A 26,526-nucleotide genomic window follows, 5' to 3' on the forward strand; every position below is an offset into this window, starting at 1 on the left:
ACCGGTTACCCCTGCTGCGAATTGCCGACGCTTTTATCTTTCAGGAAGTAGATCATCAGCCCCAGCCACAGCACCCCGCCCAGCAGGTTAAACAGGCTGAACAGCCCATTGCCGCCCAGCTCGTAAGCATGTTTGCTGAGCTCGATGCCGACGGTGAAGATCAGCATCTGCAGCATTCCCATCGCCGCCGAAACCGTGCCTTTGCTCATCTCGCTGGCGAACAGGGTTAAGCGCACCAGGCCGGCGTTCGCCAGGCCAATCCCGAAGGCGTAGAAGCTCAGGCCGGCGGTCATCCACAGATAGGCGTGGGAAGAGACCACCGTCGCCGCCGCGGAGAGGAGCAGGCCAAACACGATCGGCCAGCCGCCCATGATAATCAGCGAGCGCACGGTACGGCGCGAAGTCAGGCGCGCCAGCACCAGGTTGCCGGCAATCAGCGCGCCGAAAATCGGCACCTGCAGCATGCCATACTCATAGCTGGTGGCTTGTTCGCCGCTGATAATAATGACCGGCGACTGGGCAATCCACGCCAGCAGCGGCAGGCTGACAAAGCCGGTGGCCAGCGCGCCGGCGACGAAGCGCAGGTTTTTCAGCACCAGGCGATAATCGCGGCCCAGCTCTTTGACCGACAGCTTTTCACCCAGCCGCGTCGCGGTCTCCGGCATCGCCCGCTGCAGGCCGACAAACGAGATGGCCGCCAGCACGGCGAACAGCACGAACATCATCTCCCACGGCAGGATATGCACCCAGGCGGCGCCCACCAGCGGCCCCAGCAGCGGAGCAATCAGCGCCACGTTGGCCATCAGGGCAGTGATTTTAATACACACCGCCTCCTCAAAGGACTCCTGGATCGCCGCGTAGCCGACCGCGCCGATAAAGCACAGGCTGATCCCCTGCAGGAAGCGCAGCAGGGTGAACTGCTCAATGGTCTGCGCCAGCAGCGTCGCCAGGCAGGTGACGATAAACCACACCACCCCGGTCAACATCACCGGACGGCGGCCAATACGGTCCGACAGCGGCCCCAGCAGCCACTGTAAAAACATGCCGCCGGCCAGATAGGCGGTCATCGAGGTGGGTACCCACTCGTTGCCCACCTGGAATTCCTGCACCACGGCCAGCATACCCGGCTGGATCATATCGTTGCCGATATAGGTGGAAAACTCGTACAGCACCAGACATAGCGGGAACAGCAGCGCCTGCCTTCCGAGGCGGCGGCCTGAAAGCGAATAATTTTGCATGAAATCTCTTATCTATCAAAAATCGCGCAAAGTGTAATGAAACTCCCGGCGCGGAGATAGTGAATTGTGGGTGACACCGCACAATATTGCGAGTTGCGCGCCACCGTCAGGCTTCTTCTTTGCAATTCACTCGGCGTATATATTCCGTTTATGTTTCAGCAATGTGACAAAGGATATACTGACGCTTTTCAGGGGGTTAGCGCCGCGCCTCAGGAGGCGACATTTCATAACAACCTGATCTTTAAGACAATGCTGCTTTATCTCCGCACCGCTTTTATTTAGGGTAGGCGGCTTATTTGCTATCGGACCAACGAGCCTGGAAGTCTATGCTGGAAAATATTAACTACGCGCTGTTCGCCCTGCTCAACGCGACCCCGGCCTCGCCGCAGTGGGCCATTGAGGTGGCGATTTTCATCGCTAAAGATCTGATTCTGATCGTGCCCCTGCTGGTGGTGACCTTGTGGCTGTGGGGGCCTGCCCAGCGGCAGATGGTTTTTAAGCTGATGCTGGCGCTGACGATCAGCCTGACCGTCTCATGGGCGATCGGCCACCTCTATCCGCACGATCGGCCATTTGTCGCCGGCGTGGGCTATAACTTCCTGCACCATGCGGCGGACGACTCCTTCCCCAGCGACCATGGCACCGTCAGCTTTACCTTTGCCCTGGCCTTCCTGTTCTGGCATCGCCTGTGGTCCGGCGCCCTGCTGATGGCCCTTGCCGCCGCCATCGCCTGGTCCCGCGTCTATCTCGGCGTCCACTGGCCGCTGGACATGGTTGGCGGCCTGCTGGCCGGGATGTGCGGCTGCCTTGGCGCGGCGCTAATCTGGCATACTGTCGGCCCGGCGCTGTACCGTCAGCTGCAGCGCCTCTATCGCCTCTGCTTCTCCCTGCCGATCCGCAAAGGCTGGGTGCGCGGCTAAACGCCGACCGTCGCGGCGGCCACCGCGTGACTAACCCGCAAGCGACAGGTAAAATCCCGCTAACGCCCTGCCTCCGCAGGGCGATTTTAGCGCAGAGGGAATATGGAAACTCGCCGTGACGAACGCATCAGTCAACTCATTCAGGCACTCAAGCGCAGCGATAAGCTGCATCTGAAAGAAGCGGCCTCCCTGCTTGGGGTGTCGGAAATGACCATTCGTCGCGACCTCAACGGCCACAGCGGTCCGGTCGTGCTGCTCGGCGGATACATTGTGCTGGAGCCGCGCAGCGCCACCCATTACCTGCTCAGCGACCAAAAGACCCGGCTGGTCGAGGAGAAACGCCGCGCCGCCCGCCATGCGGCCGCGCTGCTGGAGCCCCATCAGATGGCCTTCTTCGACTGCGGGACCACCACCCCGTGGATCATTGACGCCATTGACGATGCCTTGCCCTTCACCGGCGTCTGCTACTCCCTGAACACCTTTCTGGCCCTGCAGGAAAAGCCCCAGTGCCGCGCGGTCCTGTGTGGTGGAGAATTTCATGCCAGCAACGCGATTTTTATGCCGCTGAGCCTTGAGGATACCCTCAGCCATCTGAGCCCTGACATCGCCTTTTACTCGGCGGCGGGCATTGACTGCGAACAGGGGGCGACCTGCTATAACCTGGAGGAGCTGCCGGTCAAACACTGGGCGATGCGACACGCGCGCTACCACGTGTTGGTGGTCGACCACAGCAAGTTTGGCAAAGTGCGTCCGGCGCGCATGGGTGCGTTAGCGAAGTTTGACGTGATCGCCAGCGATATCTGCCCGGATGATGAGCTGGTGGCGCTGGCGAAGGCACAGCAGATCTCCCTGCTGTATTGAAGCGTCACTATTGAAGCGTAACTGACCGCGCCCCGCCGGGCGCGGTCATGGCATCAGGAGAACCAGCTGCCGAACCAGCCGTGCAGTTTCATCAGTACGAAGTCGATCATCCGGCTGAAGAAGCCGCCCTCTTTCACCGGCTCCATGACGATCAGCGGGCGCTGCTCGATGGTTTTATCATTCAGCTTAAAGTCGATAGTCCCGACCACCTGCCCCTTCTCCAGCGGCGCGGTAAGCTGCGGCTGGTTTAAGGTGTAGCTGGCTTTCAGGTTTTTCAGCTGGCCCTTCGGCAGGGTGATAGAGCCCGCTTCGCCGGCCCCCAGTTTCGCTTCGCTGCTGTCGCCAAACCACACGCGCTGGGTGACGAAGGTGGCATCCGGTTTAATCGGCGTCACGGTTTCATAGAAGCGGAAGCCCCAGGTCAGCAGTTTTTCCGACTCGTTAAAGCGAATGCGGTCGGTTTTGGTCCCCAGCACCACGGCAATCAGACGCATATCGCCCTGAGTGGCCGAAGAAACCAGGTTATAGCCGGCCCCGGCGGTGGTCCCGGTTTTCACGCCATCGGCGTTGAGGTTGGTGCTCCACAGCAGGCGGTTACGGTTTGGCTGGCGAATTTTATTAAAGGTAAACTCTTTCTCTTTATGTACCGCGTACTCTTCCGGTACGTCGTGGATCATCGCTTTGGTCAGTAACGCCATATCGCGGGCGGTACTGAACTGCCCCGGCGCATCGAGGCCGTGGACGGTCATAAAGGTGGTGTTGGTCAGCCCCATTTTTTTGGCGTAGCCGTTCATCAGGCTGACGAAAGCGTCCTGGCTGCCCGCCACGTAGTCCGCAATGGCAATGCTGGCGTCGTTACCGGACTGAATGATGACCCCTTTGTTCAGATCTTCTACTGAAACCTGCATGCCGGGCTTGAGGAACATCACCGATGAACCGCGCAGCGCCGGGTTGCCGGTCGCCCAGGCATCGCGCCCGACGGTCACCATATCGGTCAGTTTAATTTTTCCCGCTTTTATCGCCTGCCCCACCACGTAGCTGGTCATGATCTTCGTCAGACTGGCCGGGTCGAGTTTTTCATCGGCATTGCCTTCGCTCAGCACCTTCCCGCTGGCGTAGTCCATCAGGATCCAGGCGCGAGCGTCAATCGAAGGGGCGTCGGGGAGTTGTTCTGCAGCCTGCACCGCAGGTGCGACAAGAAATAACAGCGCGCAACCTGCCGCGAGGCCGCGAAGGGAAAAAGCGTCATGCATCATAAGAGCCACCCAAGTATCCTTTCCAAACAAAATATGCCGCGCCACTCTGACCGCGCCGCAGCAACCGGTGAGTAAAGCGTACAAATGACCTTAAAGAAACAGCGAGTTGGTAAAGTTTTTAAAGTTTACGCAATAACATGCCGCTGTGCTTTAATCAGAACAATTTTTTTGATCGTGATTGCCTAAATATTAACTTTATCCCAACATGATCGCCGATCGCGCTGCAACGGCAGTGAAACAAACTCAGGAGCGAAAATGATTACACTGTGGGGACGTAATAACTCGACCAACGTGAAGAAAGTGCGCTGGGTGCTGGAGGAGCTGGATCTGCCGTATGAGCAAATCCTCGCCGGGCTGGAGTTTGGTCTCAATCGTGACCCGGAATATCTGGCGATGAACCCCAACGGGCTGGTGCCGCTGTTAAAGGACGACGCCACCGGGGTGGTGTTGTGGGAATCAAATACGATTATTCGCTACCTTGCCGCCCAGTATGGCGCTGACCGTCTGTGGCTGGCCGCGCCGGCGCAGCGCGCGCAAGGCGATAAGTGGATGGACTGGTCCAACGGCACGCTCTCTCCCGCCCATCGCCCGGTGTTAATGGGCCTGGTGAGGACGCCGCCGGAGCAACGCGACCCGGCGGCCATCGCCGCGGGGATCAGCGCCTGCGAAGCGCTGTTCGCCATGCTGGATGACGAGCTGGCGAAAACGCCGTGGCTCTCCGGCGGGCAGTTCGGCCTTGGCGATATTGCCGTCGCCCCCTTCGTCTACAACCTGCTGTCGATCCTCGACAGCTGGCAACCGCGTCCCCATCTGCAGCGCTGGTATCAGCAGATTAGCCAGCGTCCGGCCTGGCGCGAAGTGGTGCAGATCCCGGTCACCTGAAATTAACTCTCCGGACTCAGCCGCAATAGCTCGCCGTTAGACTCGTCGGTTAACACATACAGATAGCCGTCGGGTCCCACGCGGACGTCGCGGATCCGTTTCCCGCGCGCCTCCAGCAGGCGCTCCTCCTCACGGACCTGATTGCCGTCCACCGCCAGAACAATCAGCGACGTCTCCTTCAGCGCGCCGATAAACAGCTTATGTTGCCACTGGGGAAAGGTCTGCGCCGCGTAAAAGGCCATCCCGCTCACTCCCGGTGAGACCGGCCAGACATGCAGGGGAGGCTCGGTCCCCGGCACCGTCTTGCCCCTGGCCTCCGGAATGGGCAGGCCGCTGTAGTTAATGCCGTGCGTCGCCAGCGGCCAGCCGTAGTTTTTTCCCGCCTGCGGGATATTAATTTCATCCCCGCCGCGCGGACCATGCTCGTTCAGCCACAGCGCCCCGCTCCACGGATTCATCGCCATACCCTGCGGATTGCGGATGCCGTAGGCCCAGATCTCCGGCCTCACGTCGGCCCGGCCAACAAAGGGGTTATCCGGCGGAACGCCCCCGGTCTCCGTCAGACGGACCACTTTTCCCTGCAGCTTGCCGAGATCCTGAGCGGTGGGACGCTGATTGTTCTCCCCGAGGCCAATAAACAGATGCCCTTTGCCGTCGAATACCAGCCGGCCACCAAAATGATTGCCGACGGAGAGTTTCGGCTGCTGGCGAAACACCACGGTGAAGTTCGTCAGCTGCGTGGCATCCTGGCTCAACTGCCCGTAGCCCACCGCGGTGCCCGCTTTGCCGCTGGCGTCGCTCTCCGCATAGCTTAGCCACACCCGCCGCGACTGCGCGAAATCCGGGGCCAGCGCCACGTCCAGTAAGCCTCCCTGGCCGTTGGCCCACACCTGCGGCACGCCGGCTATCGGCGCCGACAGGCCTTTACCCGGCTGCCAGCGCTTGAGCTCGCCGCCGCGCAGAGTAATCAACATGCCCTGGTCGCCGGGGAGAAACGCCAGGCTCCACGGATGGGCCAGCCGGTTCTGCAATACTTCCACCCGCACCGCGGCCTGGCTCAGGGCCGGCAGCGACAGGGCGCTCAATAGCAACAGCAGCGGGATCGGACGCATGGCATTCTCCTTTCGTCAGCTCTGCGCTAAAGGGTAGCCAGCGGGGAGATTTGCGCGGGGATTTTTACATAACCTTTAACAGGGGAAGCGTCCACTTCCCCTGGGTTTCAGCCGATCAGGCATGAGGGATTGGCGACAATTTATTCAATTTATGAATATTTGAAGTCAATCCTGTCAGACAGCGTTCTAGCTTCTCTACGTTAACAGCGATGTACAGCGGACAATCATGATGTCCGCTCATCAGGCATACTGCAGCGGCGGCGACGGACTCGCCGGCCAAACGAAGGGCATCCCTCTCCTCCGGTGAAATGACATTCTGCAGGCGCGGCGCCTGGGCACGCATTTCACGGCAAAGCTCAAACAAGTTTTCACGCAGATGGTCATTTTCGCTGACTGACATGTAGCCTTTGGCCTTTCGCAGCTGCAGATAGGCGTCAATATCGATATTGGCGTTAATGAGCTTCTGCAAAAGGTGGCGGTATAGTCTGTCAACGGTCATCACGGTTCCTCCTCTGTCGTCCTTTACCTCATCCATAATACGGTTATTTTTTGTACAAAATGATGCGCCAGGTCAATTATTCCCAAGCCTTTAACACCCTTTACAATGTAACAACCTTGCCGCATTGTCAGGTATATAACAAAGATTATGTTATACGATCACATTTGATTTCACAAAGAAATTAATTCGCATTCGCCGCCATAAAAAGGCCAAAATAGTGATGCAATGATCACATTATATCGCTGGAGCTATTGCGCGATGGCCACTCAGGATGCCATAACAAATCATTAATGTAATACGTATAACATTTAATAAAAACAGCGACCGCGGTTCGCTGATGATCTCTCTGCCCCTTTGCAAGGAACTGAACCATGACGCCCGGTAAAAGAAACTACCTTCTGTTGAGTCTTTTCGATTTCCTCTACCTGTTCGCCTGGTCGTCGACCATGGCTTTCTTTGTCATCTGGACCACCCAGCACCTTGGCATCAGCGCCACGAAAACCGGCCTGCTCTATTCGATCAACGCCTTTATCGCCCTGCTGATGCAGCCTTTCTTCGGCTTTATCTCCGACAAGTTCGGCCTGAAAAAACGCCTTATCTGGCTGCTGGTGGCGCTGCTCCTGCCGGTAGGCCCCTTCTTTATCTACGTTTACGCGCCGCTGCTGATGCATAGCTTCTGGATTGGCGCGCTGCTGGGGGGCATCTATCTGGGGATCATCTTTAACTCCGGCTGCGGGGTGATCGACTCTTATATCGATAAGATTTCCCGCCGCTACCAGTTCGAATACGGTCGGGTGCGGATGTGGGGCTCGTTAGGCTGGGCGGCCGCGGCCTGGATCGTCGGTAAATATATCGACAGCAATCCCAATCTGGCCTTCTGGCTCGCCAGCCTCGCCATCGTCATCGCCGCCGTCTGCTTTATGCTGACCAAAATCGAATTAACTGACGCCGATGTGGCGCGAAGCGAATCGCTGAAGGTCTCCCATGCCCTTGAGCTGGCGAAGAACAGCCAGTTCTGGATGCTGCTGATCTTTACCCTGTTCGTCACGCAGATTTATGACACCTACGATCAGCAATTTGCCCAGTACTTCTCGCTGCAATTCCCGACGCCGGAGGAAGGCAACCGCTGGTATGGGATCCTCGCCTCCATTCAGGTGTGCGGCGAAACGCTGTTCTTATGCCTGATGCCGTGGTTTGTTAACCGGACCGGCGCCAAATGGGCGCTGATCATTGCCGGGCTGATCATGTCGGTACGTATTGCTGGCTCGGCGGTGCCTCTCGGCCCGGTGTGGATTGGCGCAGTAAAAATGATGCATGCCCTGGAGAAACCGTTAATTCTGGTGTCGGTCTTTAAATTCATCGCCGCCAACTTCGACCACAAGCTCTCTTCAACAGTCTATTTACTGGTGCTGTTTGTCGCCTCGATCGCCACCGCCATCTACTCGCCGCTGGCAGGCTATCTGTACGATACCATTGGCTTCGCCGACACCTATCTGATCCTCGGCGGCATAGCCGGGCTCTTTACTCTGATCTCTGTCTTCACGCTGCAGGATAAGCGCGAGCCGAAAAAGCCCGGCGTCGCCCCCTCCGGAGCCGTCACCCCGGCGCAATAAGTCTCTGCCCGGCAGCAACGCCGGGCATGAGTCGCCGCCCGCGCGCACGGCGTGCCGGAAGCGTTTCCCGCCCCTCTGCCCCGGGGCGTGCGGGATCCGCTGTAGCGGCAGGGTCGTGAAAGGCAGGGTTGGGTGCGCTTTTTCACCATTAACCGTGACGGAGCTATACTCTTTTTCGCAAAGATCTGTAGAATTCCTGCCCTGACCATTCCAATAATTGAACACTTTTTAAGCTATGAGCAATGTCACGCACCAGCCGAAAATCGGCTTCGTCTCCCTGGGCTGCCCGAAAAACCTCGTGGACTCAGAGCGTATCCTGACCGAACTGCGCACCGAAGGTTATGACGTCGTACCTACCTACGACAACGCCGATATGGTGATCGTTAACACCTGCGGCTTTATCGACAGCGCTGTGCAGGAATCGCTGGAAGCGATCGGCGAAGCGTTGAAAGAGAACGGCAAGGTGATCGTCACCGGCTGTCTCGGCGCAAAAGAGGATCAGATCCGCGAAGTGCACCCGAAGGTGCTGGAGATCACCGGTCCGCACAGCTATGAGCAGGTGCTGGAGCACGTCCACCACTATACGCCAAAGCCGAAGCACAACCCGTTCCTGAGCCTGGTGCCGGAACAGGGTGTTAAGCTGACGCCGCGCCACTACGCCTACTTAAAAATTTCCGAAGGCTGCAACCATCGCTGCACCTTCTGCATTATTCCGTCCATGCGCGGCGATCTGGTGAGCCGTCCGATTGGCGAAGTGCTGGCGGAAGCCAAACGCCTCGCTGACGCTGGCGTGAAAGAGCTGCTGGTGATTTCGCAGGACACCTCCGCCTACGGCGTCGACGTCAAGCACCGCACCGGTTTCCACAACGGTATGCCGGTGAAGACCAGCATGGTCAGCCTGTGCGAAGAGCTGGCGAAGCTCGGCATCTGGGTGCGCCTGCACTATGTCTACCCGTACCCGCACGTCGACGATGTGATCCCGCTGATGGCGGAAGGCAAAATTCTGCCGTACCTCGATATTCCGCTGCAGCATGCCAGCCCGCGTATCCTGAAGCTGATGAAGCGTCCAGGATCCGCGGACCGTCAGCTGGCGCGCATCAAGCAGTGGCGAGAAATCTGCCCGGATCTGACCCTGCGCTCCACCTTTATTGTGGGCTTCCCGGGCGAAACGGAAGAAGATTTCCAGATGCTGCTCGACTTCCTGAAAGAGGCGCGTCTCGACCGCGTCGGCTGCTTCAAGTACAGCCCGGTTGAAGGCGCCACCGCCAATGAGCTGGCGGACCAGGTGCCGGAAGAGGTGAAAGAGGAGCGCTGGAACCGCTTTATGCAGCTGCAGCAGCAGATCTCTGCCGAGCGTCTGCAGGAAAAAGTGGGCCGCGAAATCCTGGTGCTGGTGGATGAAGTGGATGAAGAAGGCGCCATTGGCCGCAGCATGGCCGACGCCCCGGAAATCGACGGCGCGGTCTACCTGAACGGCGAAACCCGCGTTAAGCCGGGCGACGTGGTGCGGGTGAAAGTCGAGCACGCCGACGAATACGATCTGTGGGGAACCCGGATCTAGTCCAGCTTCCCGGATAGCGGCTTATCGCATTCCCCTGCCTGGGGGTCCTCCCGTAGGCTCCCCCCAGGCCCGGCAAGCGCAGCATTGATTACCTTCCAGGCAATCCTGTTGCACCGTTATTTTGCCGGGTGGCGGCTGCGCCTTACCCGGCCTGGAGGGTCCTCTCGCAGGCTGACACATCGTAGGCCCGGTAAGCGCAGCGCCACCGGGCGATGACAGCAGGTACGGAGCCACTTTTATGCCGGGTGGCGGCTCCGCCTTACCCGGCCTACAGGGTCCTCTCACAGGCTCATACCTCGCAGGCCCGGCAAGCGCAGCATTGATTACCTTCCAGGCAACCCTGTTGCACCGTTATTTTGCCGGGTGGCGGCTCCGCCTTACCCGGCCTGGGGTTCGTACGACCTGTCGTTAATTTATTCACCATGGTTGCTGAAACTGCCGGTGCTGACGGCCTCAAAATCGCTGAGACGTTCCCGGAAGGCCGGGGCAGCCCGCATGGATGCGGGCTGAGGGCCGTGTTTTGCACGGACGCTGCCTCGGCCCGACCCGAAGCCTGCAGGGAAAAGTCGAAGGCACCACGCAGTGGCGATTTTGCTGGCCGGAGCCCGGGGGTACAGGGGGCGGCGGCGACTGGCCGCCCCCTGTGCGCTCCCTGCGCCATGATTGACATAACGCAGAAAATTAACCGGGAGCGCAATATGCGCTGACGCCACACGTGATAAACGCTTTTCCCGGATGAGAAAGGGGCAACCGATGCAGCTTATCCCCCCGTCGTGCGCCAGACCGTCCCCCGACGTCCCCTACCCCTTTAACTTCGGATCCAGCGCATCGCGCAGGCCATCCCCCAGCAGATTAAACGCCAGCACGGTCAAGAAAATCGCCACCGCCGGAAACAGCGCCACGTGCGGAGACATCACCATATCCGCCCGCGCCTCGTTGAGCATGGCACCCCACTCCGGCGTGGGCGGCTGCGCGCCGAGGCCGAGAAACGACAGACTGGCCGCCGAAATAATCGATACCCCAATGCGCATGGTGAAATAAACCACGATTGACGACACCGTCCCCGGCAGGATGTGGTGGAAGAGGATGGTGGCATCGCTGGCGCCAATGCTGCGCGCCGATTCAATAAAGGTCTGCTGCTTTAATACCAGGGTGTTGCCGCGCACCAGCCGGGCGAACGCCGGGATCGAGAAGATCGCCACGGCGATAATCACGTTGGCCATCCCGCTGCCCATGACGGCGACCACCGCGATCGCCAGCAGGATCCCCGGAAAGGCGAACAGCACATCGCACAGACGCATAATCAGCCGGTCCCACCAGCCCTCATAGTAGCCGGCCAGCAGCCCAAGCACCGTACCGATGGCCGCGCCAATCAGCACCGCCAGCACCCCGGCGGCCAGCGAGATCTGCGCGCCCACCAGCACCCGGCTAAAAATATCGCGCCCCAGCGAGTCGACGCCGAACCAGTGCACCAGCGAAGGCCCCTCGTTAAGCCGGTCATAGTCGAAATAATTTTCCGCATCGTACGGCGCTATCCATGGGGCGACGATGGCCACCGCAATCAGCAACAGCACAAAAATACCGGCGCCCATGGCCACCGGCTGACGCCGAAAGCGCCGCCAGAACTCATGCCAGGGGGTATGGATCTCGCCGGGCCTGATGCCCGGCATGGCGTTCAGCGCCGCCTGCCTTCTCCAGTTAAGCAATCGCACCTTACTTATACCTGATAGCCGGGTTTATGGCCGCGTACAGCACATCCACCACTAAATTGATAAGAATAAACTCCAGCGAAAAGAGCAGCACTTCCGCCTGAATCACCGGGTAATCGCGCATTTCTACCGAATCGACCAGCAGTCGCCCCAGCCCCGGCCAGTTGAAGACCTTCTCCACGACGATCGAGCCGCCGAGCAGAAAGCCGAACTGCAGCCCCATCATGGTGACGACCGGGATCATCGCATTGCGCAGACCATGCTTGAGCACCACCCGCGTTTCGCTCACCCCTTTCGCCCGGGCGGTACGCATATAGTCTTCATGCAGCACATCGACGAACGATGCGCGGGTAAAGCGCGCCATCACCGCCGCCACCGCCGCGCCGAGGGTCAACGACGGCAAAATATAGTGCCGCCAGCTGTCGGCGCCCACCGTCGGCAGCCAGCCCAGCTCAACCGAAAACACCTGCATCAGCAGCATGCCGAGGGCAAAGGCCGGAAACGAAATGCCGCTCACCGCCAGCGCCATTCCCAGACGGTCAGGCCAGCGATTGCGCCACACCGCCGCCGCGATCCCCGCCGCCATGCCAAACAGCACCGCCCAGCTCATGCTGGCCAGCGTCAGCCACAGGGTGGGCATAAAGCGGCTGGCTATCTCACTGGCAACGGGACGCCGCGAGGCCATGGACATGCCAAAATCGCCGCGCAGCACGTTGGTGATGTAGTGCCAAAACTGGACATGCAGCGGCTGGTCAAGCCCCAGCTGCTGGCGCACCATCGCCACCACCTGGGCGTCGGCTTCCGGTCCGGCAATCAGCCGCGCCGGATCGCCGGGCAGCATATGGACGAAGAGAAACACCAGCACCGCGACGATTAGCAGGGTGGGGATCAGCCCCAGCAGGCGCTTAATCACATAGTTGAGCATCGTACCTCCACCACCCGCCCCGCGGAAAAACCGCCCCCCTCCCACCCGTGCCGGAGGGCATCATCTCGACCTTCACGGTGTTAAATCTGCCTGTTCGAAGCTGAAGCCGGTGTCCGGCTGGATATAGAAGCCGGTGAGATTCTTGCTGTGGGCAGAGACCAGTTTCTCCACCACCAGCGGCACCCACGGCGACTCTTTCCAGATAATATCCTGCGCCGCTTTATAGAGTTTGGTTTTCTCTTGCGGATCGGTGGTTTTCAGCGCCTCGCTCAGCGCGCTATCCACCTGCGGGTTGCTGTAAAAGGCGGTGTTGAACAGGGTCGGCGGCCAGTTTTGGGAAGCAAACAGCGGCGACAGCGCCCAGTCGGCTTCGCCAGTGGAGGCGGACCAGCCGGTATAGAACATCCGTACCCCGCTCTCTTTCTGCCCTTTACCTTCCACTTCCGCCGCCCGCTGACCGGCGTCCATCGCCGTCACCTGCGCCTTAATGCCCACCTGCGCCAGCTGCTGCTGGGTAAACTGCAGCACTTTCTGCGCGGTGCTGTGGTTATGTGACGACCACAGCGTCGTGCTAAACCCGTTGGGGTAGCCGGCCTCTTTCAGCAGCTGGCGCGCTTTCGCCGGATCGTAAGGCCACGCGGGGTAGCTCTGGGCGTAGGCAATCGACGGCGGCACCACGCCGGTCGCCGGGGTGGCATAGCCGGCAAACGCCACCTTGACCAGCGCCTGGCGGTTGATGGCGTAGTTGATCGCTTCGCGCACCTTCGGATTATCGAACGGCTTCTGCGTCACGTTCATGCTGATGTAACGCTGCATGATCGACGGACTGGCCACCAGCTCCAGTTTGCTGTTTTTCGCCAGCAGCGGCGCCTGCTCATAGGGGATCGGGAAGGCGAACTGCGCCTCGCCGGTCTGCAGCATCGCCGCCCGGGTATTGTTATCGACCACCGGTCGCCAGGTAATGGAATCCAGCTTCGGCAGCCCCGGCTGCCAGTAGCCATCGAACTTGCTGACCTTCACGAAGTCGGTCTGGTTCCAGGTATCGAGCTTATACGGCCCGGTGCCCACCGGGTGGAAGCCGATATCTTTGCCATATTTTTTCAGCGCCGCCGGCGAAATCATCGCCGTCGCCGGATGGGCGAGAATATTAATAAACGCCGAGAACGGCTGCTTGAGGGTAATTTTCACCGTGGTCGGATCGACCGCCTCGGTGCTGGCGATATTTTTATACAGGTTATAGCGCTTAAGATGGTTTTCCGGGTTGCTGGCGCGGTCGAGGTTAGCCTTGACCGCCTCGGCGTTAAAGTCGGTGCCATCCTGGAATTTCACCCCGCTGTGCAGCTTGATGGTGTACACCAGGCCATCCGGCGACACGGTGTAACTCTCGGCAAGGACATTTTGCAGCTTCATCTCTTTATCAAGGCCGAACAGGCCTTGATAAAAGGACTTCGCCACCGCCTGCGACAGGGTATCGTTGGCATCATAGGGGTCGAGCGTCGTGAAGTTAGACCCGACCGCCACCACCACATCTTTGGCGGCAAAAGCGGGGGCGCTCGCCAGGGCCGCCGCGATACTCAGCGCCAGCCACCATTTGCGTGAAACAGGTTGTGTCATCGTGTTCTCCTGAAAAGGTGCGTTATGTGTTGTTATGCTCTGCCCAGCACATCGGCGGCGTCGCGGGCGACGAAGTGGCCCGGCCCAACCTGCTGCAATGGCGGGCTGGCGATCTCCTCGCCCCGCTTATAAATATTGCCCGGAACGTCATCTGACAGCAGGACCCGTTGCGGATGACGGTAGGCCGGGTCGGCCACCGGTACGGCGGCCATGAGCTTACGGGTATAGGGGTGCTGCGGGTTTTCAAACACCGCGCGGCGCGGGCCGATTTCGACAATCCGGCCGCGATACATCACCGCCACGCGGTGGCTGATGCGCTCCACCACCGCCATATCATGGGAAATAAACAGAAACGCGATGCCCATTTCGCGCTGCAGGTCGAGCATCAGATTGATAATCTGCGCCCGAATGGAGACATCCAGGGCCGACACCGACTCATCGGCAATCACCACCTTCGGATTAAGCGCCAGCGCGCGGGCAATGCAGATCCGCTGCCGCTGGCCGCCGGAAAAGGCGTGGGGGTAGCGCCAGGCATGCTCCGGCTGCAGCCCCACGCGCTTTAGCAGCCAGGCGACCCGCTCGCGCGCCGCCTCCCTGTCCAGCAGGCCATGCACCCGCAGCGGCTCCATAATCGAATCGCCGACCGTCTGGCGCGGATCGAGCGAGGCGTAAGGGTCCTGAAAAATAAACTGAATATTGCGCCGCAGGGACTGCAGCTTGCTGCCGGAGAGGGTATCGATCCGCTGACCATCGAAGGTAATGGTGCCCCCCTGGGTCTCAACCAGCCTCAGCAGCGCCCGGCCGGTGGTCGACTTGCCGCAGCCGGACTCGCCCACCAGCGACAGGGTCTCTCCCGGCCAGAGATCAAAACTCACCTTCTCCACCGCATGCACTTCGCGCGTCACGCGATTGAGCAGTCCGCCGCGCACCGGGAAACGGGCCACCAGATCGCGCACCTGCAGAATAGGCTCCCCCGCCACCACCGTGTCTGGCGTGTCTGTCTCCGCCAGCGGCTGCCCCGGTAGCGGAAAGCGGCGAGGCAGATCCTGACCGCGCATCTCCCCCAGCCGGGGGACCGCCGCCAACAGCGACTGCGTATAAGGGTGCTGCGGGGAACGGAAAATCTCCTCGACGCTGCCGGTCTCCACCGCCTCGCCGCGATACATGACCAGCACCCGATCGGCGATATCGGCCACCACCCCCATGTCGTGGGTGATAAAGATCACCCCCATCGCCATCTCCTTTTGCAGGACGGCGATAAGTTGCAAAATTTGCGCCTGAATGGTGACATCCAGCGCCGTGGTCGGCTCGTCGGCAATCAGCACCGCCGGCCGACAGGAGAGCGCCATGGCGATCATCACCCGCTGGCGCATACCGCCGGAGAGCTGGTGCGGATAGCGTGAGAGCATCTCTTCCGCCTGGGGAATACGCACCTGGTCGAGCATCTTTTTCGCCGCGCGCAGCGCCTCTTCGCGCCCCAGCCCCTGGTGCAGGCGCAGGGATTCGGCGATCTGCTCGCCGATGGTGAATACCGGGTTCAGCGAGGTCATCGGCTCCTGAAAAATCATCGCCAGATCCGCGCCGCGTACCCGGCGCATTTCGGCCTCCGATTGCTCATTGAGCGCGATCACCTGCCGGTTGCGCCGTCGCAGCCACAGCCCCTCGCTGCTCACCTCGCTGCTGGCGGCGTCAAGCAGACGCATCAGCGCCAGCGCGGTGACCGATTTTCCCGAACCGGACTCCCCGACAATCGCCAGCGTCTCGCCGCGGCGCAGACTGAAGGAAAGCTGACGCACGGCCTGCACCTCTGGCGCATCCTGCTGGCGGAACGCCACGTTCAGGTTGCGCACCACCAGTACTTCGCAGGTATCCGTTTCGTGAGTTTGCGGCACTCTCCTCTCCCTTGTTCTATTCGCGATAAATGCCAATGGTCGGCGTATCGCCGGCATAGCACCAGGCGCGGTACATGCCTTCGCTGTTAAACGGTAAAACGACGTTGCCTTCGCGATCGACGGCAATCAGCCCGCCGCTGCCGCCGAGGGCCGGCAGCTTCTCCATCACCACCCGCTCGCAGGCGGAATAGAGACTGAGCTGACCGTACTCCATCAGGGCGGCGATATCGTAGGCCGCCAGGGTACGCATAAAGACTTCGCCGGTGCCGGTGCAGGAGACCGCCACGCTGGCGTTGTTGGCGTAGCACCCCGCGCCCGGCAGCGGGCTGTCGCCGACGCGTCCGGGCAGTTTGTTGGTCATGCCGCCAGTGGAGGTCGCCGCCGCCAGATTGCCGGCCAGATCGAGCGCCACCGCCCCGACGGTGCCCATTTTCTGCCGTTCGTCGAGCGGAGCGGCGTGATGGTCAAGGATGATCTCCCCGTCCGCTTTCGCCTCCTGCAGCTGCAGCAGACGCTCGGGGGTGGAAAAGAGATCGTTATCGACGCGCGCCATTCCGTGGGAGAAGGCGAAATTTTCCGCCCCCTCGCCGATCAGCAGCACGTGCGGGCTCTCCTCCAGCACCAGACGCGCCGCCAGCACCGGATTACGTAGATGTTTGACCCCGGCCACCGCCCCCGCCTGCAGGCTGTAGCCGTCCATCACGCAGGCGTCCAGCTCGTGGGTTTGATCGTGGGTAAATACCGAGCCCATCCCGGCGTTAAACAGCGGACACTCCTCCAGCAGACGGACGGCCTCGGTCACGGCATCCAGCGCACTGGCGCCTGCAGCCAACATTTTCTGCCCGCTTTCGACGATAGCCGACAGCGCCGCCACGTACTCCCGCTCCCGCTCCGGCGTCATCTGCGCGCGAGAAATCGCCCCTGCGCCGCCGTGAATTGCTATAACCGCCTTGCCCATTTCGCCAGTCCTTAACGATGAAGTGGATAGCCCCCGCCCTGTCGTACCGCGTCGCGGCGCCGGTCACGTCAGGAATAAGGGTATTGATATCATTATATTGCTGAATGCCTTATACAATTTTTGAATATAGAAAGAGCTGCGGTCGATGTAAAGCCTCGTACCCAGGTGGCATACAGCCCGCGCCGCTTTTCTGCCATAATAGGCGTTTTCGCCGTTTTGCCCGCAGGAGTGACCCATGGATTTTACCGCCGGACTGATGCCGCTCGACACAGCCCTCATCCAGATGCTCGATCGTATTACGCCGCTGAGCGCGACGGAAACTGTACCGCTGTTGCAGGCCTTCGCGCGCGTCACCGCCCATGACATTATCTCCCCGCTGGATGTCCCCGGCTTTGATAACGCGGCGATGGATGGCTATGCCGTCCGGTTGAGCGACCTCAACGACGGCGCGGCCCTGCCGGTCGCCGGGAAGGCCTTTGCCGGCCAGCCGTTTCACGACGCCTGGCCCACCGGCACCTGTATCCGCATCATGACCGGCGCGCCGGTGCCTGCGGGCTGCGACGCGGTAGTCATGCAGGAAGAGACCGAACAGACCGACGCCGGCGTGCGCTTTGCCGCGCCGGTGAAAGCCGGGCAGCATATTCGCCGCCGCGGGGAAGATATCGCCCACGGCGCGGTGGTCTTCCCGGCGGGAACGCCGCTGACGGTAGCCGAGCTGCCGGTGCTGGCCTCGCTGGGCATTGCCGACGTCGAGGTGGTGCGCAAGGTTCGCGTCGCGGTCTTCTCGACCGGCGATGAGCTGCAGCTGCCGGGTCAACCGCTCGGCGACGGCCAGATTTACGATACCAACCGCCTGGCGGTGCATCTGATGCTCGAACAGCTGGGCTGCGAGGTCATTAACCTCGGCATTATTCCTGACGATCCGACGCAACTGCGTGAGGCCTTTATCGCCGCCGACCAGCAGGCCGACGTGGTCATCAGCTCCGGTGGCGTCTCGGTGGGCGAAGCCGACTACACCAAAACCATTCTTGAAGAGCTGGGGGAGATCGGCTTCTGGAAGCTGGCGATCAAGCCGGGCAAACCCTTCGCCTTCGGCAAGCTCAGCAGCAGCTGGTTCTGCGGTCTGCCGGGCAACCCGGTTTCCGCCACCGTCACCTTCTGTCAGCTGGTACAGCCGCTGCTGGCGAAGCTCTCCGGTAAGCACGGTCCGCTTCAGGCGACCCGCCTGCGGGTGCGGGCCGCCGCGCGGCTGAAAAAGTCCCCGGGCCGCCTCGATTTTCAGCGCGGTATTCTGCAGCGCAACCCGGACGGCGAGCTGGTGGTGACCACCACCGGTCATCAGGGCTCGCACATTTTCAGCTCTTTCAGCCTCGGCAACTGCTTTATCGTGCTGGAGCGCGAGCGCGGCCACGTTGAAGCGGGCGAATGGGTCGACGTCGAACCGTTCAGCCATCTGTTTGGGGGGCTTTAATGGCCGTGGAGCTGAGCGATGAAGAGATGCTGCGCTATAACCGGCAGATTGTTTTGCGCGGTTTTGATTTTGACGGCCAGGAGCGGCTAAAGGCCGCTCGCGTGCTGGTGGTCGGCCTCGGCGGACTTGGCTGCGCCGCCGCGCAGTATCTGGCCGCCGCCGGGGTGGGACAGCTCACCCTGCTCGATTTCGACACCGTCTCGCTCTCTAATCTGCAGCGCCAGACGCTGCACAGCGACGCAGCCATCGGCCAGCCGAAGGTGGACTCCGCCCGCGAGGCGCTGGCGCGCATTAATCCGCACGTTCATCTGGCGCCGCTCAATGCCTTACTGGACGAAGCGGCGCTGGCGGGGCAGATTGCCGGGCACGATCTGGTGCTCGACTGCACCGACAACGTCGCCATTCGTAACCAGCTCAACGCCGGCTGCTTCCGCCACCAAACCCCGCTGGTTTCCGGGGCGGCGATCCGTATGGAGGGGCAGATCAGCGTCTTCACGTATCAGGAGGGCGAACCCTGCTACCGCTGCCTGAGCCGCCTGTTTGGCGAAAACGCCCTCACCTGCGTCGAAGCCGGCGTGATGGCCCCGCTGGTGGGCACTATCGGTTCCCTGCAGGCGATGGAGGCCATTAAGCTGTTGACCGGCTACGGCACGCCCGCCAGCGGGAAAATCGTGATGTACGACGCCATGACCTGCCAGTTTCGTGAAATGAAGCTGATGCGCCACCCGCAGTGCGAGGTATGCGGTACCCGCTAACGTTCAGCCGCCGGCGAGGGTCGTCGCCGGTGAAGATGTGACCTCTGCCGTTGTTCTATCCCCTGGCGATTATCGCCATCCCGCTTGTTGATTTGCGTCAATATAACTTTCATTCGAAAGTGTTTTTATATTCATACGCAAACAAGAGGGTAAGCCATGATCTTCAATATCCAGCGCTATTCCACCCATGACGGCCCAGGGATCCGCACCGTCGTCTTCCTGAAAGGCTGCTCGCTGGGCTGCCGCTGGTGCCAGAACCCGGAGAGCCGCGCCCGCAACGAAGACCTGCTGTATGACCCGCGCCTGTGCCTGGCCGGCTGCGAGCTGTGCCAGCAGGCGGCGCCGACGGTTATCACCCGCACCCTCGAGGGTCTGATCATTCACCGGCAACACGTTAACGACAGCCATATCGCCACGCTGCGCGACTGCTGCCCCACCACCGCGCTCACGGTGTGCGGCGAGGAGAAGAGCGTCGAGGAGATCATGGCGACGGTGCTGCGCGACAAACCCTTTTACGATCGCAGCGGCGGCGGCATCACCCTTTCCGGCGGCGAACCCTTTATGAACCCGGCCCTGGCGCAGGCGCTGTTGGAGGCCAGCCATCAGGCGGGTATCCATACCGCTGTGGAAACCTGTCTGCACGTACCGTGGAAATACATTGAGCCGGCTTTACCCTTCATCGACCTGTTTCTCGCCGACCTGAAGCACGTCGACGAGGTCGTTTTCCGGCAGTGGACCGACGGCAGCGCCCGCCGGGTGCTGGACAACCTGCAGCGCCTGGCGCAGGCGGGGAAAAACATCATTATTCGCGTGCCGTTAATCCAGGGATTCAACGCCAGCGAAGCCGACATTACCGCCATCACTGATTTTGCCGCCGACCGCCTGCGGGTCAGCGAAATCCATTTCCTGCCCTACCACACGCTGGGAATGAATAAATACCAGTTACTCAGTCAGCCCTACACCGCACCGGACAAACCGCTGGATGCTCCCGAGCTGCTCGCCTTTGCGCAGGATTATGCGCGGAGCAAGGGGCTAACGGCGATCTTACGAGGATAACCCCTATGACTACCCTGAAACTCAACACCCTCAGCGCCCGTATCCAGGCCCATAAAATGGCGCTGGTGCATATCGTCAAGCCGCCGGTCTGTACCGAACGCGCCCGCCACTATACTGAGATGTATCAGCAGCATCTTGATAAGCCGATCCCGGTGCGCCGCGCCCTGGCCCTCGCTCACCACCTGGCCGAGCGCACCATCTGGATCAAGCACGATGAGCTGATCGTCGGCAACCAGGCCAGCGAAGTGCGCGCCGCGCCAATCTTCCCGGAATACACCGTCAGCTGGATCGAGAAAGAGATCGACGATCTCGCCGACCGCCCCGGCGCCGGCTTCGCGGTCAGCGAAGAGAACAAGCGCGTACTGCACGAAGTGTGCCCGTGGTGGCGCGGCCAGACCGTACAGGACCGCTGCTACGGCATGTTTACCGATGAGCAGAAAGCGCTCCTCGCCACCGGCATTATTAAGGCGGAGGGCAACATGACCTCCGGCGACGCCCACCTGGCGGTCAACTACCCGCTGCTGCTGGAGAAAGGACTGGACGGCATGCGCGCGAAAGTCGCCGAACGCCGGTCGCGCATCAACCTGACGGTGCTGGAAGACCTGCACGGCGAACAGTTCCTGAAAGCGATTGATATTGTGCTGGCGGCGGTCAGCGACCACAGCAAACGCTTTGCCGCGCTGGCGCGCGAGATGGCGACGGCAGAATCCCGTGACGCACGCCGCGATGAGCTGCTGGCGATTGCCGAAAACTGCGACATCATCGCCCATGAGCCGCCGAAGACCTTCTGGCAGGCGCTGCAGCTGTGCTACTTCATTCAGCTGATCCTGCAGATTGAATCCAATGGCCACTCGGTCTCCTTTGGCCGCATGGACCAGTACCTCTATCCGTACTACCGCCGCGACGTTGAGCTGCAGCAATCGTTGGATCGCGAACAGGCCATTGAGCTGCTGCACAGCTGCTGGCTGAAGCTGCTGGAGGTCAACAAGATCCGCTCTGGCTCGCACTCCAAGGCCTCGGCCGGCAGCCCGCTGTATCAGAACGTCACCATCGGCGGCCAGAACCTGGTGGACGGCCAGCCGCAGGACGCGGTCAACCCGCTGTCGTACGCCATTCTGGAATCCTGCGGTCGTCTGCGCTCGACCCAGCCGAACCTCAGCGTGCGCTACCACGCCGGAATGAGCAACGACTTCCTCGACGCCTGCGTCCAGGTGATCCGCTGCGGCTTCGGCATGCCGGCGTTTAATAACGACGAGATCGTGATCCCGGAATTTATCAAGCTGGGAATCGAGCCGCAGGATGCCTACGATTATGCGGCCATCGGCTGCATCGAAACCGCGGTCGGCGGCAAATGGGGTTATCGCTGCACCGGCATGAGCTTTATCAACTTCGCGCGGGTGATGCTGGCGACGCTGGAAGGCGGCCGCGATGCCACCAGCGGCCAGGTGTTCCTGCCGCAGGAGCACGCCCTGTCGAAAGGCAACTTCACTAACTTCGACGAGGTGCTGGCCGACTGGGACCGCCAGATCCGCTACTACACCCGTAAGTCGATTGAGATTGAGTATGTGGTCGATACTATGCTGGAAGAGAACGTCCACGATATTCTCTGTTCGGCGCTGGTGGACGACTGCATCGAACGGGCGAAGAGCATTAAGCAGGGCGGCGCTAAGTATGACTGGGTGTCCGGCCTGCAGGTGGGCATCGCCAACCTCGGCAACAGCCTGGCGGCGGTGAAAAAGCTGGTCTTCGATCAGGGCGTTATCGGCCAGCAGGAACTGGCGAAGGCGCTGGCGGAAGATTTTGACGGCCTGACCCACGAGCAGCTGCGCCAGCGGTTGATCAACGGCGCGCCGAAGTACGGTAACGATGATGACAGCGTGGACGCGTTGCTGGCGCGGGCCTACCAGACCTATATCGACGAGCTGAAGCAGTATCACAACCCGCGCTATGGCCGCGGCCCGATCGGCGGCAACTATTACGCCGGCACGTCCTCTATCTCCGCCAACGTTCCGTTCGGCGCGCAGACCATGGCGACGCCGGATGGCCGTAAAGCGCACACCCCGCTGGCGGAAGGGGCCAGCCCGGCCTCCGGAACCGACCATCTGGGGCCGACGGCGGTCATCAGTTCGGTGGGTAAACTGCCCACCGGGGCGATCCTCGGCGGCGTGCTGCTAAACCAGAAGCTGAATCCGTCCACCCTGGAAAACGAGTCCGACAAGCAGAAGCTGATGGTGCTGCTGCGCACCTTCTTCGAGGTGCATAAAGGCTGGCATATCCAGTACAACATTGTCTCGCGCGACACGCTGCTGGAGGCGAAGAAACATCCTGATCAGTACCGCGATTTGGTGGTGCGCGTCGCCGGGTACTCGGCGTTCTTTACCGCTCTGTCGCCGGATACCCAGGACGATATTATCGCCCGTACCGAGCATACGCTATAACCCTTCAGGCCCGCTGGCGCGACGCTTAGCGGGCCTCCCCTGTCCTGCTGGCCGGGAAAGGCAAGGCCGACTCCCGGCATTTTCTGAATGCGTGAACTTTCATTCGAAATAAATTTGTGCTCCCCATCACATTGTAATTAGAATGTTACTGGTCGAAGTTAAGCCAGGAGCATCCCCTTATGACCGTTAAAGTTATCGTCACCGATATGGACGGAACTTTTCTCAATGACGCCAAAACCTACGACCGCTCACGGTTTCTGGCGCAATTCGCCCAGCTGCAGCAGCGCGGCATTGAATTCGTTGTCGCCAGCGGCAACCAGTACTATCAGCTGATCTCCTTCTTCCCGGAGATCCGCGAGCAGATCTCGTTCGTCGCCGAAAACGGCGCGCTGGTCTTTGAGCATGGTAAGCAGCTGTTCCACGGCGAACTGACCCGCCACGAATCGCAGGTGGTGATTGGCGAATTACTCAAAGATCCGCAGCTGAACTTCGTCGCCTGCGGCCTGCACAGCGCCTACGTGAGCGATAACGCCCCGGACGCCTTCGTCGACCTGATGTCAAAGCACTACCACCGTCTGCAGCGGGTAAGCGACTATCACGCCATCGACGATACGCTGTTCAAATTCTCTCTGAACCTGCCGGACAGCGAGATCCCGCAGCTGATCGATAAACTGCACGTCTCGCTCGACGGCATTATGAAGCCGGTCACCAGCGGCTTTGGCTTTGTCGATTTGATTATTCCCGGTCTGCATAAAGCCAACGGCATCAGCCGCCTGCTCAAGCGCTGGAACCTGTCGCCGCAGCAGTGCGTGGCCATCGGCGACAGCGGCAACGACGCCGAAATGCTGAAGCTGGTGAAATACGCTTTCGCCATGGGTAACGCCGCCGACAGCATCAAAGCTATCGCCGGATACGCGACCGACGATAATAATCATGACGGCGCGCTGAACGTCATTCAGGCCGTCCTCGATAACCGCGCTCCCTTCAACGCCTGACCGCTCTCCGGGGCTGCGAGCCCCGGCTTGTCCATTTTGTGCGCCGCAGCAAGATTTTAAACTTGCATTAACTCCATTTTAACTTAAATTAACGTTTGTAAGATTTAACACTTTCGAATGAAAGATACAGCGAGGTTATTATGGCTGCTCTCCCGACCCACGAAACACTCCCCGCCGACCACAAAGCGGCGATTCGCCAGATGAAGCAGGCGCTGCGGGCGCAAATCGGCGACGTCCAGGCGGTGTTCGATAAGCTCTCAGCGCGCATCAGCGAGCGCCTGCAGGAGATTGAGACGCTGAAAGCCGCAGGCCAGGAGGTCTGGCCAACCATTCCGTTCCGCGATATCGCCGAGGGAACCGTGAGCGATGCCCAGCGCGCGGCCATTAAGCGCCGGGGCTGCGCGGTGATCAAAGGCCACTTTCCGCGCGAACAGGCGCTGGCCTGGGATACCGCGATGCTGGAATATCTGGATCTGAACCATTTCGACGAGGTCTACAAAGGGCCAGGCGACAGCTTCTTCGGTACGCTTGAGGCTTCGCGGCCGGAAATCTATCCCATCTACTGGTCGCCCTCGCAAATGCAGGCCCGCCAGAGCGATGAAATGGCGGCGGCGCAGTCCTTCCTAAACCGCCTGTGGCGCTTTGAGCAGGACGGCAAGCGCTGGTTCGATCCGGACGTCAGCGTCATTTACCCCGACCGCATTCGCCGCCGTCCGCCGGGAACCACCTCGAAAGGGCTGGGCGCGCATACCGATTCCGGTGCGCTGGAGCGCTGGCTACTCCCCGCCTACCAGCAGGTCTTCGCCAACGTTTTTAACTGTCATGTCGACGCTTACGATCCGTGGGACGCCGCGCACCGTACTGAAGTGGAAGAGTACACTGTCGACAACACCACCAAGTGCTCGGTGTTCCGCACTTTCCAGGGCTGGACCGCGCTGTCGGATATGATCCCGGGTCAGGGACTGCTGCACGTGGTGCCGATCCCCGAGGCGATGGCCTATGTGCTGCTGCGCCCGCTGCTTGACGATGTGCCGGAGGATGAGCTGTGCGGCGTCGCGCCGGGCAGAGTGCTGCCGATCTCTGAGCAGTGGCACCCGCTGCTGATCAAAGCCCTCAGTTCGATCCCGGCGCTGAACGCTGGCGATTCCGTCTGGTGGCACTGCGACGTCATTCACTCGGTGGCGCCGGTGGAAAATCAGCAGGGCTGGGGCAATGTGATGTACATTCCGGCGGCGCCGATGTGCGAGAAGAACCTCGCCTACGCGCAGAAAGTGAAAATCGCTCTGGAAAAAGGGGCCTCGCCGGGTGATTTCCCGCGCGAGGACTATGAGGCCAGCTGGCAGGGGCGCTTCACCCTGGAGGATCTGAACATCCACGGCAAACGGGCGCTGGGTATCCCGGTTTAATCGTCATACAGCCCCTGCGGCTCCACGGCGGTATGGCCTTTGCCCGGCCGGATCCGCCGTACCGAATCGCGCACCACCAGCGTGCCGTGCAGCAGCAGCGAACCGTGCGGCGCCTCCGGGCGCAGCAGGCGCTGCTGCAGGAGGTGCACCGCCTCGCTGCCCAGCTCATCCCGCGGCACATGCACCGCGGTCAGCGGCACCTCCTGGATCGCCGCCAGATTAAACCCGTCGATGCTCATCACCGAGACATCCTGCGGCACCCGCAGGCCGCGCTTTTGCAATGCGCTGACCGTGCCGGCGGCCATAAAATCGCCGCCCACCAGGAAAGCGGTGGGCAACGGCCTGCCCTGTAAGCCATCAAGCCAGGCCCCCACCTGCTCTTCGGTCTCTCTGGCGCTAAAGTTGGCGACGCTGATGAGATCCCGGCTGGCGGTAAAGCGCAAATTGCGCGCGCGCCACGCCTCCTGGATCCCCCCCAGCCGCAGCTCCATGGTATAGCGGCGCAGGCACATGACGTTCATCACCACGCGATGCCCCATATCAAACAGATAGCGGGCGGCGCACAGGCCAATCAGACGATGATCGGGGGCAATGGACGGCAGCCGCATCCCTTCATCCCGACAGTTGATCAATACGCAGGGTTTGCCCAGGTCCGCCGCCAGGCCATGAATATGCGGATCGTCGATCCCCAGCAGCACCGCGGCCTGGGTCTCCGCTTCGTTCATGCGGGCAAGAAACAGATTGGCGTCGCTGTCGTTCTCGTCCAGCGCGCAGTAGCGCAGGCGCACTTCATGCGCCGCCAGCGCGTTATTGATGCTCTGGATCACCCGGTAGTAGAAGATATCCGACCGCTCATCGAAGGCGCGCTGTGGGGCAAACACCAGTAGATTATTGAGCAACAGACGTCCGGCGGCCAGTCCCTGCATGACCCCCAGCTCGCGGGCGCACTCCAGCACCGCCCGGCGCGCCTTGTCGCTGGTATTCGCCTTCCCGGCCAGGACGCGCGAAACGGTACTGGCCGACAGCCCGGTGCGGGCGGCGATTTCGGCGACGCGCAGCTTTTTATCCATTTTGTGATCCAGCTCCGATTGGAAAATGAAAGAATTTTCATAATCGCCAAAGCGCTCCCTGTAAGCAAATGACAGCGCAAAATTTGAGATCCCGGTCATTTCATGAAAAAACTTGCATAAATAGCGCTTTGCCCGACGTTTTTTCTCCCTTAGCCTGAATTGGTCCAACATCTCCCATACTAGTTATACCAATGGTGTTGAGATAAAAAAATAGACTATTCAAATAGTTAACAACACTACGTGACCGCTCACGGATTGAGATCGTCACTTTCCCCCTACTAACGTCATGTGGAGT

21 protein-coding genes are annotated in these 26,526 nt (G+C 60.6%); 11 read left to right on the forward strand and 10 right to left on the reverse strand.

Going from position 1 to position 26,526, the window contains the following annotated elements:
• Positions 1 to 5 precede the first annotated feature (5 nt).
• Entirely contained in the window at positions 6 to 1,238 is a 1,233-nt protein-coding gene (gene kdeA, locus ACOI6Z_RS08960) for a multidrug efflux MFS transporter KdeA (protein ID WP_004201293.1), read from the reverse strand.
• A 326-nt stretch (positions 1,239 to 1,564) separates the two neighbouring features.
• Between kdeA and ybjG the strand changes: the two genes are divergently transcribed.
• Both ybjG and deoR read left to right on the forward strand, forming a co-directional pair.
• Positions 1,565 to 2,158, forward strand: coding sequence for an undecaprenyl-diphosphate phosphatase (gene ybjG / locus ACOI6Z_RS08965; protein ID WP_023288976.1), 594 nt, complete (start codon positions 1,565 to 1,567; stop codon positions 2,156 to 2,158).
• Positions 2,159 to 2,260: 102 nt separating this feature from the next.
• Positions 2,261 to 3,019 (forward strand): DNA-binding transcriptional repressor DeoR, encoded by a 759-nt coding sequence (deoR, locus tag ACOI6Z_RS08970; RefSeq protein ID WP_023288975.1) that lies wholly within the window; start codon positions 2,261 to 2,263, stop codon positions 3,017 to 3,019.
• Between the two features lie 53 nt (positions 3,020 to 3,072).
• On the opposite strand, the gene dacC is transcribed toward deoR, so the two are convergent.
• The gene (gene dacC / locus ACOI6Z_RS08975) at positions 3,073 to 4,275 is read right to left on the reverse strand and encodes a serine-type D-Ala-D-Ala carboxypeptidase (protein ID WP_004201290.1); all 1,203 of its coding nucleotides are present in this window, start codon (positions 4,273 to 4,275) and stop codon (positions 3,073 to 3,075) included.
• Positions 4,276 to 4,530: 255 nt separating this feature from the next.
• Between dacC and ACOI6Z_RS08980 the strand changes: the two genes are divergently transcribed.
• Positions 4,531 to 5,157 carry a glutathione S-transferase family protein gene (locus ACOI6Z_RS08980; protein WP_023288974.1) on the forward strand — a complete coding sequence of 209 codons (627 nt, stop codon included), beginning with the start codon at positions 4,531 to 4,533 and terminating at the stop codon, positions 5,155 to 5,157.
• A gap of 2 nt (positions 5,158 to 5,159) precedes the next feature.
• Here the strand turns inward: ACOI6Z_RS08980 and ACOI6Z_RS08985 are convergent, their stop codons facing one another.
• Positions 5,160 to 6,269: a PQQ-dependent sugar dehydrogenase gene (locus ACOI6Z_RS08985; RefSeq protein WP_044521879.1), complete on the reverse strand. Its 1,110-nt coding sequence runs from the start codon at positions 6,267 to 6,269 to the stop codon at positions 5,160 to 5,162.
• Between the two features lie 115 nt (positions 6,270 to 6,384).
• Positions 6,385 to 6,768 carry a biofilm formation regulator BssR gene (bssR, locus tag ACOI6Z_RS08990; protein WP_023288972.1) on the reverse strand — a complete coding sequence of 128 codons (384 nt, stop codon included), beginning with the start codon at positions 6,766 to 6,768 and terminating at the stop codon, positions 6,385 to 6,387.
• Positions 6,769 to 7,139: 371 nt separating this feature from the next.
• Here bssR and ACOI6Z_RS08995 point away from each other — a divergent pair, with 371 nt between their 5' ends.
• Both ACOI6Z_RS08995 and rimO read left to right on the forward strand, forming a co-directional pair.
• On the forward strand, positions 7,140 to 8,381 hold the full coding sequence (locus ACOI6Z_RS08995) for an oligosaccharide MFS transporter (RefSeq protein WP_044521877.1): 1,242 nt from the start codon (positions 7,140 to 7,142) through the stop codon (positions 8,379 to 8,381).
• Positions 8,382 to 8,616: 235 nt separating this feature from the next.
• Positions 8,617 to 9,942, forward strand: coding sequence for a 30S ribosomal protein S12 methylthiotransferase RimO (gene rimO, locus ACOI6Z_RS09000; RefSeq protein WP_023288970.1), 1,326 nt, complete (start codon positions 8,617 to 8,619; stop codon positions 9,940 to 9,942).
• An 800-nt stretch (positions 9,943 to 10,742) separates the two neighbouring features.
• On the opposite strand, the gene gsiD is transcribed toward rimO, so the two are convergent.
• The 5 genes from gsiD to iaaA form a co-directional block, all read right to left on the reverse strand.
• Positions 10,743 to 11,654, reverse strand: a complete 912-nt coding sequence (gene gsiD / locus ACOI6Z_RS09005; RefSeq protein WP_023288969.1) for a glutathione ABC transporter permease GsiD — start codon at positions 11,652 to 11,654, stop codon at positions 10,743 to 10,745.
• A 1-nt stretch (position 11,655) separates the two neighbouring features.
• Positions 11,656 to 12,576: a glutathione ABC transporter permease GsiC gene (gene gsiC / locus ACOI6Z_RS09010; RefSeq protein WP_004886274.1), complete on the reverse strand. Its 921-nt coding sequence runs from the start codon at positions 12,574 to 12,576 to the stop codon at positions 11,656 to 11,658.
• Positions 12,577 to 12,648: 72 nt separating this feature from the next.
• Positions 12,649 to 14,190 carry a glutathione ABC transporter substrate-binding protein GsiB gene (gsiB, locus tag ACOI6Z_RS09015; RefSeq protein WP_023288968.1) on the reverse strand — a complete coding sequence of 514 codons (1,542 nt, stop codon included), beginning with the start codon at positions 14,188 to 14,190 and terminating at the stop codon, positions 12,649 to 12,651.
• 32 nt (positions 14,191 to 14,222) lie between these two features.
• Entirely contained in the window at positions 14,223 to 16,082 is a 1,860-nt protein-coding gene (gene gsiA, locus ACOI6Z_RS09020) for a glutathione ABC transporter ATP-binding protein GsiA (protein WP_023288967.1), read from the reverse strand.
• Positions 16,083 to 16,098: 16 nt separating this feature from the next.
• Positions 16,099 to 17,040, reverse strand: coding sequence for a beta-aspartyl-peptidase (iaaA, locus tag ACOI6Z_RS09025; protein ID WP_065812164.1), 942 nt, complete (start codon positions 17,038 to 17,040; stop codon positions 16,099 to 16,101).
• Between the two features lie 235 nt (positions 17,041 to 17,275).
• On the opposite strand from iaaA, the gene moeA reads away from it, so the two are divergent.
• From moeA to ACOI6Z_RS09055, 6 genes are all read left to right on the forward strand, one after another.
• Positions 17,276 to 18,511 (forward strand): molybdopterin molybdotransferase MoeA, encoded by a 1,236-nt coding sequence (moeA, locus tag ACOI6Z_RS09030; protein ID WP_065812165.1) that lies wholly within the window; start codon positions 17,276 to 17,278, stop codon positions 18,509 to 18,511.
• Complete coding sequence (moeB, locus tag ACOI6Z_RS09035; RefSeq protein WP_032455232.1) at positions 18,511 to 19,266, forward strand: molybdopterin-synthase adenylyltransferase MoeB; 756 nt, start codon at positions 18,511 to 18,513, stop codon at positions 19,264 to 19,266. Before moeA ends, moeB begins: the two co-directional genes overlap by 1 nt.
• 156 nt (positions 19,267 to 19,422) lie before the next feature.
• Positions 19,423 to 20,322, forward strand: coding sequence for a glycyl-radical enzyme activating protein (locus ACOI6Z_RS09040; RefSeq protein ID WP_065812166.1), 900 nt, complete (start codon positions 19,423 to 19,425; stop codon positions 20,320 to 20,322).
• Positions 20,323 to 20,327: 5 nt separating this feature from the next.
• Positions 20,328 to 22,760, forward strand: coding sequence for a formate C-acetyltransferase/glycerol dehydratase family glycyl radical enzyme (locus tag ACOI6Z_RS09045; RefSeq protein ID WP_065812167.1), 2,433 nt, complete (start codon positions 20,328 to 20,330; stop codon positions 22,758 to 22,760).
• Positions 22,761 to 22,939: 179 nt separating this feature from the next.
• Positions 22,940 to 23,755 carry a Cof-type HAD-IIB family hydrolase gene (locus ACOI6Z_RS09050; protein WP_023288961.1) on the forward strand — a complete coding sequence of 272 codons (816 nt, stop codon included), beginning with the start codon at positions 22,940 to 22,942 and terminating at the stop codon, positions 23,753 to 23,755.
• Between the two features lie 140 nt (positions 23,756 to 23,895).
• Positions 23,896 to 25,161 carry a DUF1479 domain-containing protein gene (locus ACOI6Z_RS09055; protein ID WP_420687215.1) on the forward strand — a complete coding sequence of 422 codons (1,266 nt, stop codon included), beginning with the start codon at positions 23,896 to 23,898 and terminating at the stop codon, positions 25,159 to 25,161.
• Here the strand turns inward: ACOI6Z_RS09055 and ACOI6Z_RS09060 are convergent.
• On the reverse strand, positions 25,158 to 26,231 hold the full coding sequence (locus ACOI6Z_RS09060) for a LacI family DNA-binding transcriptional regulator (protein WP_032429114.1): 1,074 nt from the start codon (positions 26,229 to 26,231) through the stop codon (positions 25,158 to 25,160). The genes ACOI6Z_RS09055 and ACOI6Z_RS09060 overlap by 4 nt on opposite strands.
• Positions 26,232 to 26,526 lie beyond the last annotated feature (295 nt).

It is taken from the genome of Klebsiella sp. C239 (assembly GCF_048822715.1).
GTDB lineage: Bacteria > Pseudomonadota > Gammaproteobacteria > Enterobacterales > Enterobacteriaceae > Klebsiella > Klebsiella quasipneumoniae.

Excerpts from the sequence above, each read along its gene's own strand:
- ACOI6Z_RS08980 (WP_023288974.1), top strand. The coding sequence starts at position 4,531 with ATGATTACACTGTGGGGACGTAATAACTCGACCAACGTGAAGAAAGTG.
- ACOI6Z_RS08985 (WP_044521879.1), bottom strand. The coding sequence starts at position 6,269 with ATGCGTCCGATCCCGCTGCTGTTGCTATTGAGCGCCCTGTCGCTGCCG.
- moeA (WP_065812165.1), top strand. The coding sequence starts at position 17,276 with ATGGATTTTACCGCCGGACTGATGCCGCTCGACACAGCCCTCATCCAG.
- moeB (WP_032455232.1), top strand. The coding sequence starts at position 18,511 with ATGGCCGTGGAGCTGAGCGATGAAGAGATGCTGCGCTATAACCGGCAG.
- iaaA (WP_065812164.1), bottom strand. The coding sequence starts at position 17,040 with ATGGGCAAGGCGGTTATAGCAATTCACGGCGGCGCAGGGGCGATTTCT.
- gsiB (WP_023288968.1), bottom strand. The coding sequence starts at position 14,190 with ATGACACAACCTGTTTCACGCAAATGGTGGCTGGCGCTGAGTATCGCG.
- gsiC (WP_004886274.1), bottom strand. The coding sequence starts at position 12,576 with ATGCTCAACTATGTGATTAAGCGCCTGCTGGGGCTGATCCCCACCCTG.
- ACOI6Z_RS09060 (WP_032429114.1), bottom strand. The coding sequence starts at position 26,231 with ATGGATAAAAAGCTGCGCGTCGCCGAAATCGCCGCCCGCACCGGGCTG.
- ACOI6Z_RS08995 (WP_044521877.1), top strand. The coding sequence starts at position 7,140 with ATGACGCCCGGTAAAAGAAACTACCTTCTGTTGAGTCTTTTCGATTTC.
- ACOI6Z_RS09040 (WP_065812166.1), top strand. The coding sequence starts at position 19,423 with ATGATCTTCAATATCCAGCGCTATTCCACCCATGACGGCCCAGGGATC.
- deoR (WP_023288975.1), top strand. The coding sequence starts at position 2,261 with ATGGAAACTCGCCGTGACGAACGCATCAGTCAACTCATTCAGGCACTC.
- ybjG (WP_023288976.1), top strand. The coding sequence starts at position 1,565 with ATGCTGGAAAATATTAACTACGCGCTGTTCGCCCTGCTCAACGCGACC.
- dacC (WP_004201290.1), bottom strand. The coding sequence starts at position 4,275 with ATGATGCATGACGCTTTTTCCCTTCGCGGCCTCGCGGCAGGTTGCGCG.
- ACOI6Z_RS09045 (WP_065812167.1), top strand. The coding sequence starts at position 20,328 with ATGACTACCCTGAAACTCAACACCCTCAGCGCCCGTATCCAGGCCCAT.
- rimO (WP_023288970.1), top strand. The coding sequence starts at position 8,617 with ATGAGCAATGTCACGCACCAGCCGAAAATCGGCTTCGTCTCCCTGGGC.
- ACOI6Z_RS09050 (WP_023288961.1), top strand. The coding sequence starts at position 22,940 with ATGACCGTTAAAGTTATCGTCACCGATATGGACGGAACTTTTCTCAAT.
- bssR (WP_023288972.1), bottom strand. The coding sequence starts at position 6,768 with ATGACCGTTGACAGACTATACCGCCACCTTTTGCAGAAGCTCATTAAC.
- ACOI6Z_RS09055 (WP_420687215.1), top strand. The coding sequence starts at position 23,896 with ATGGCTGCTCTCCCGACCCACGAAACACTCCCCGCCGACCACAAAGCG.
- kdeA (WP_004201293.1), bottom strand. The coding sequence starts at position 1,238 with ATGCAAAATTATTCGCTTTCAGGCCGCCGCCTCGGAAGGCAGGCGCTG.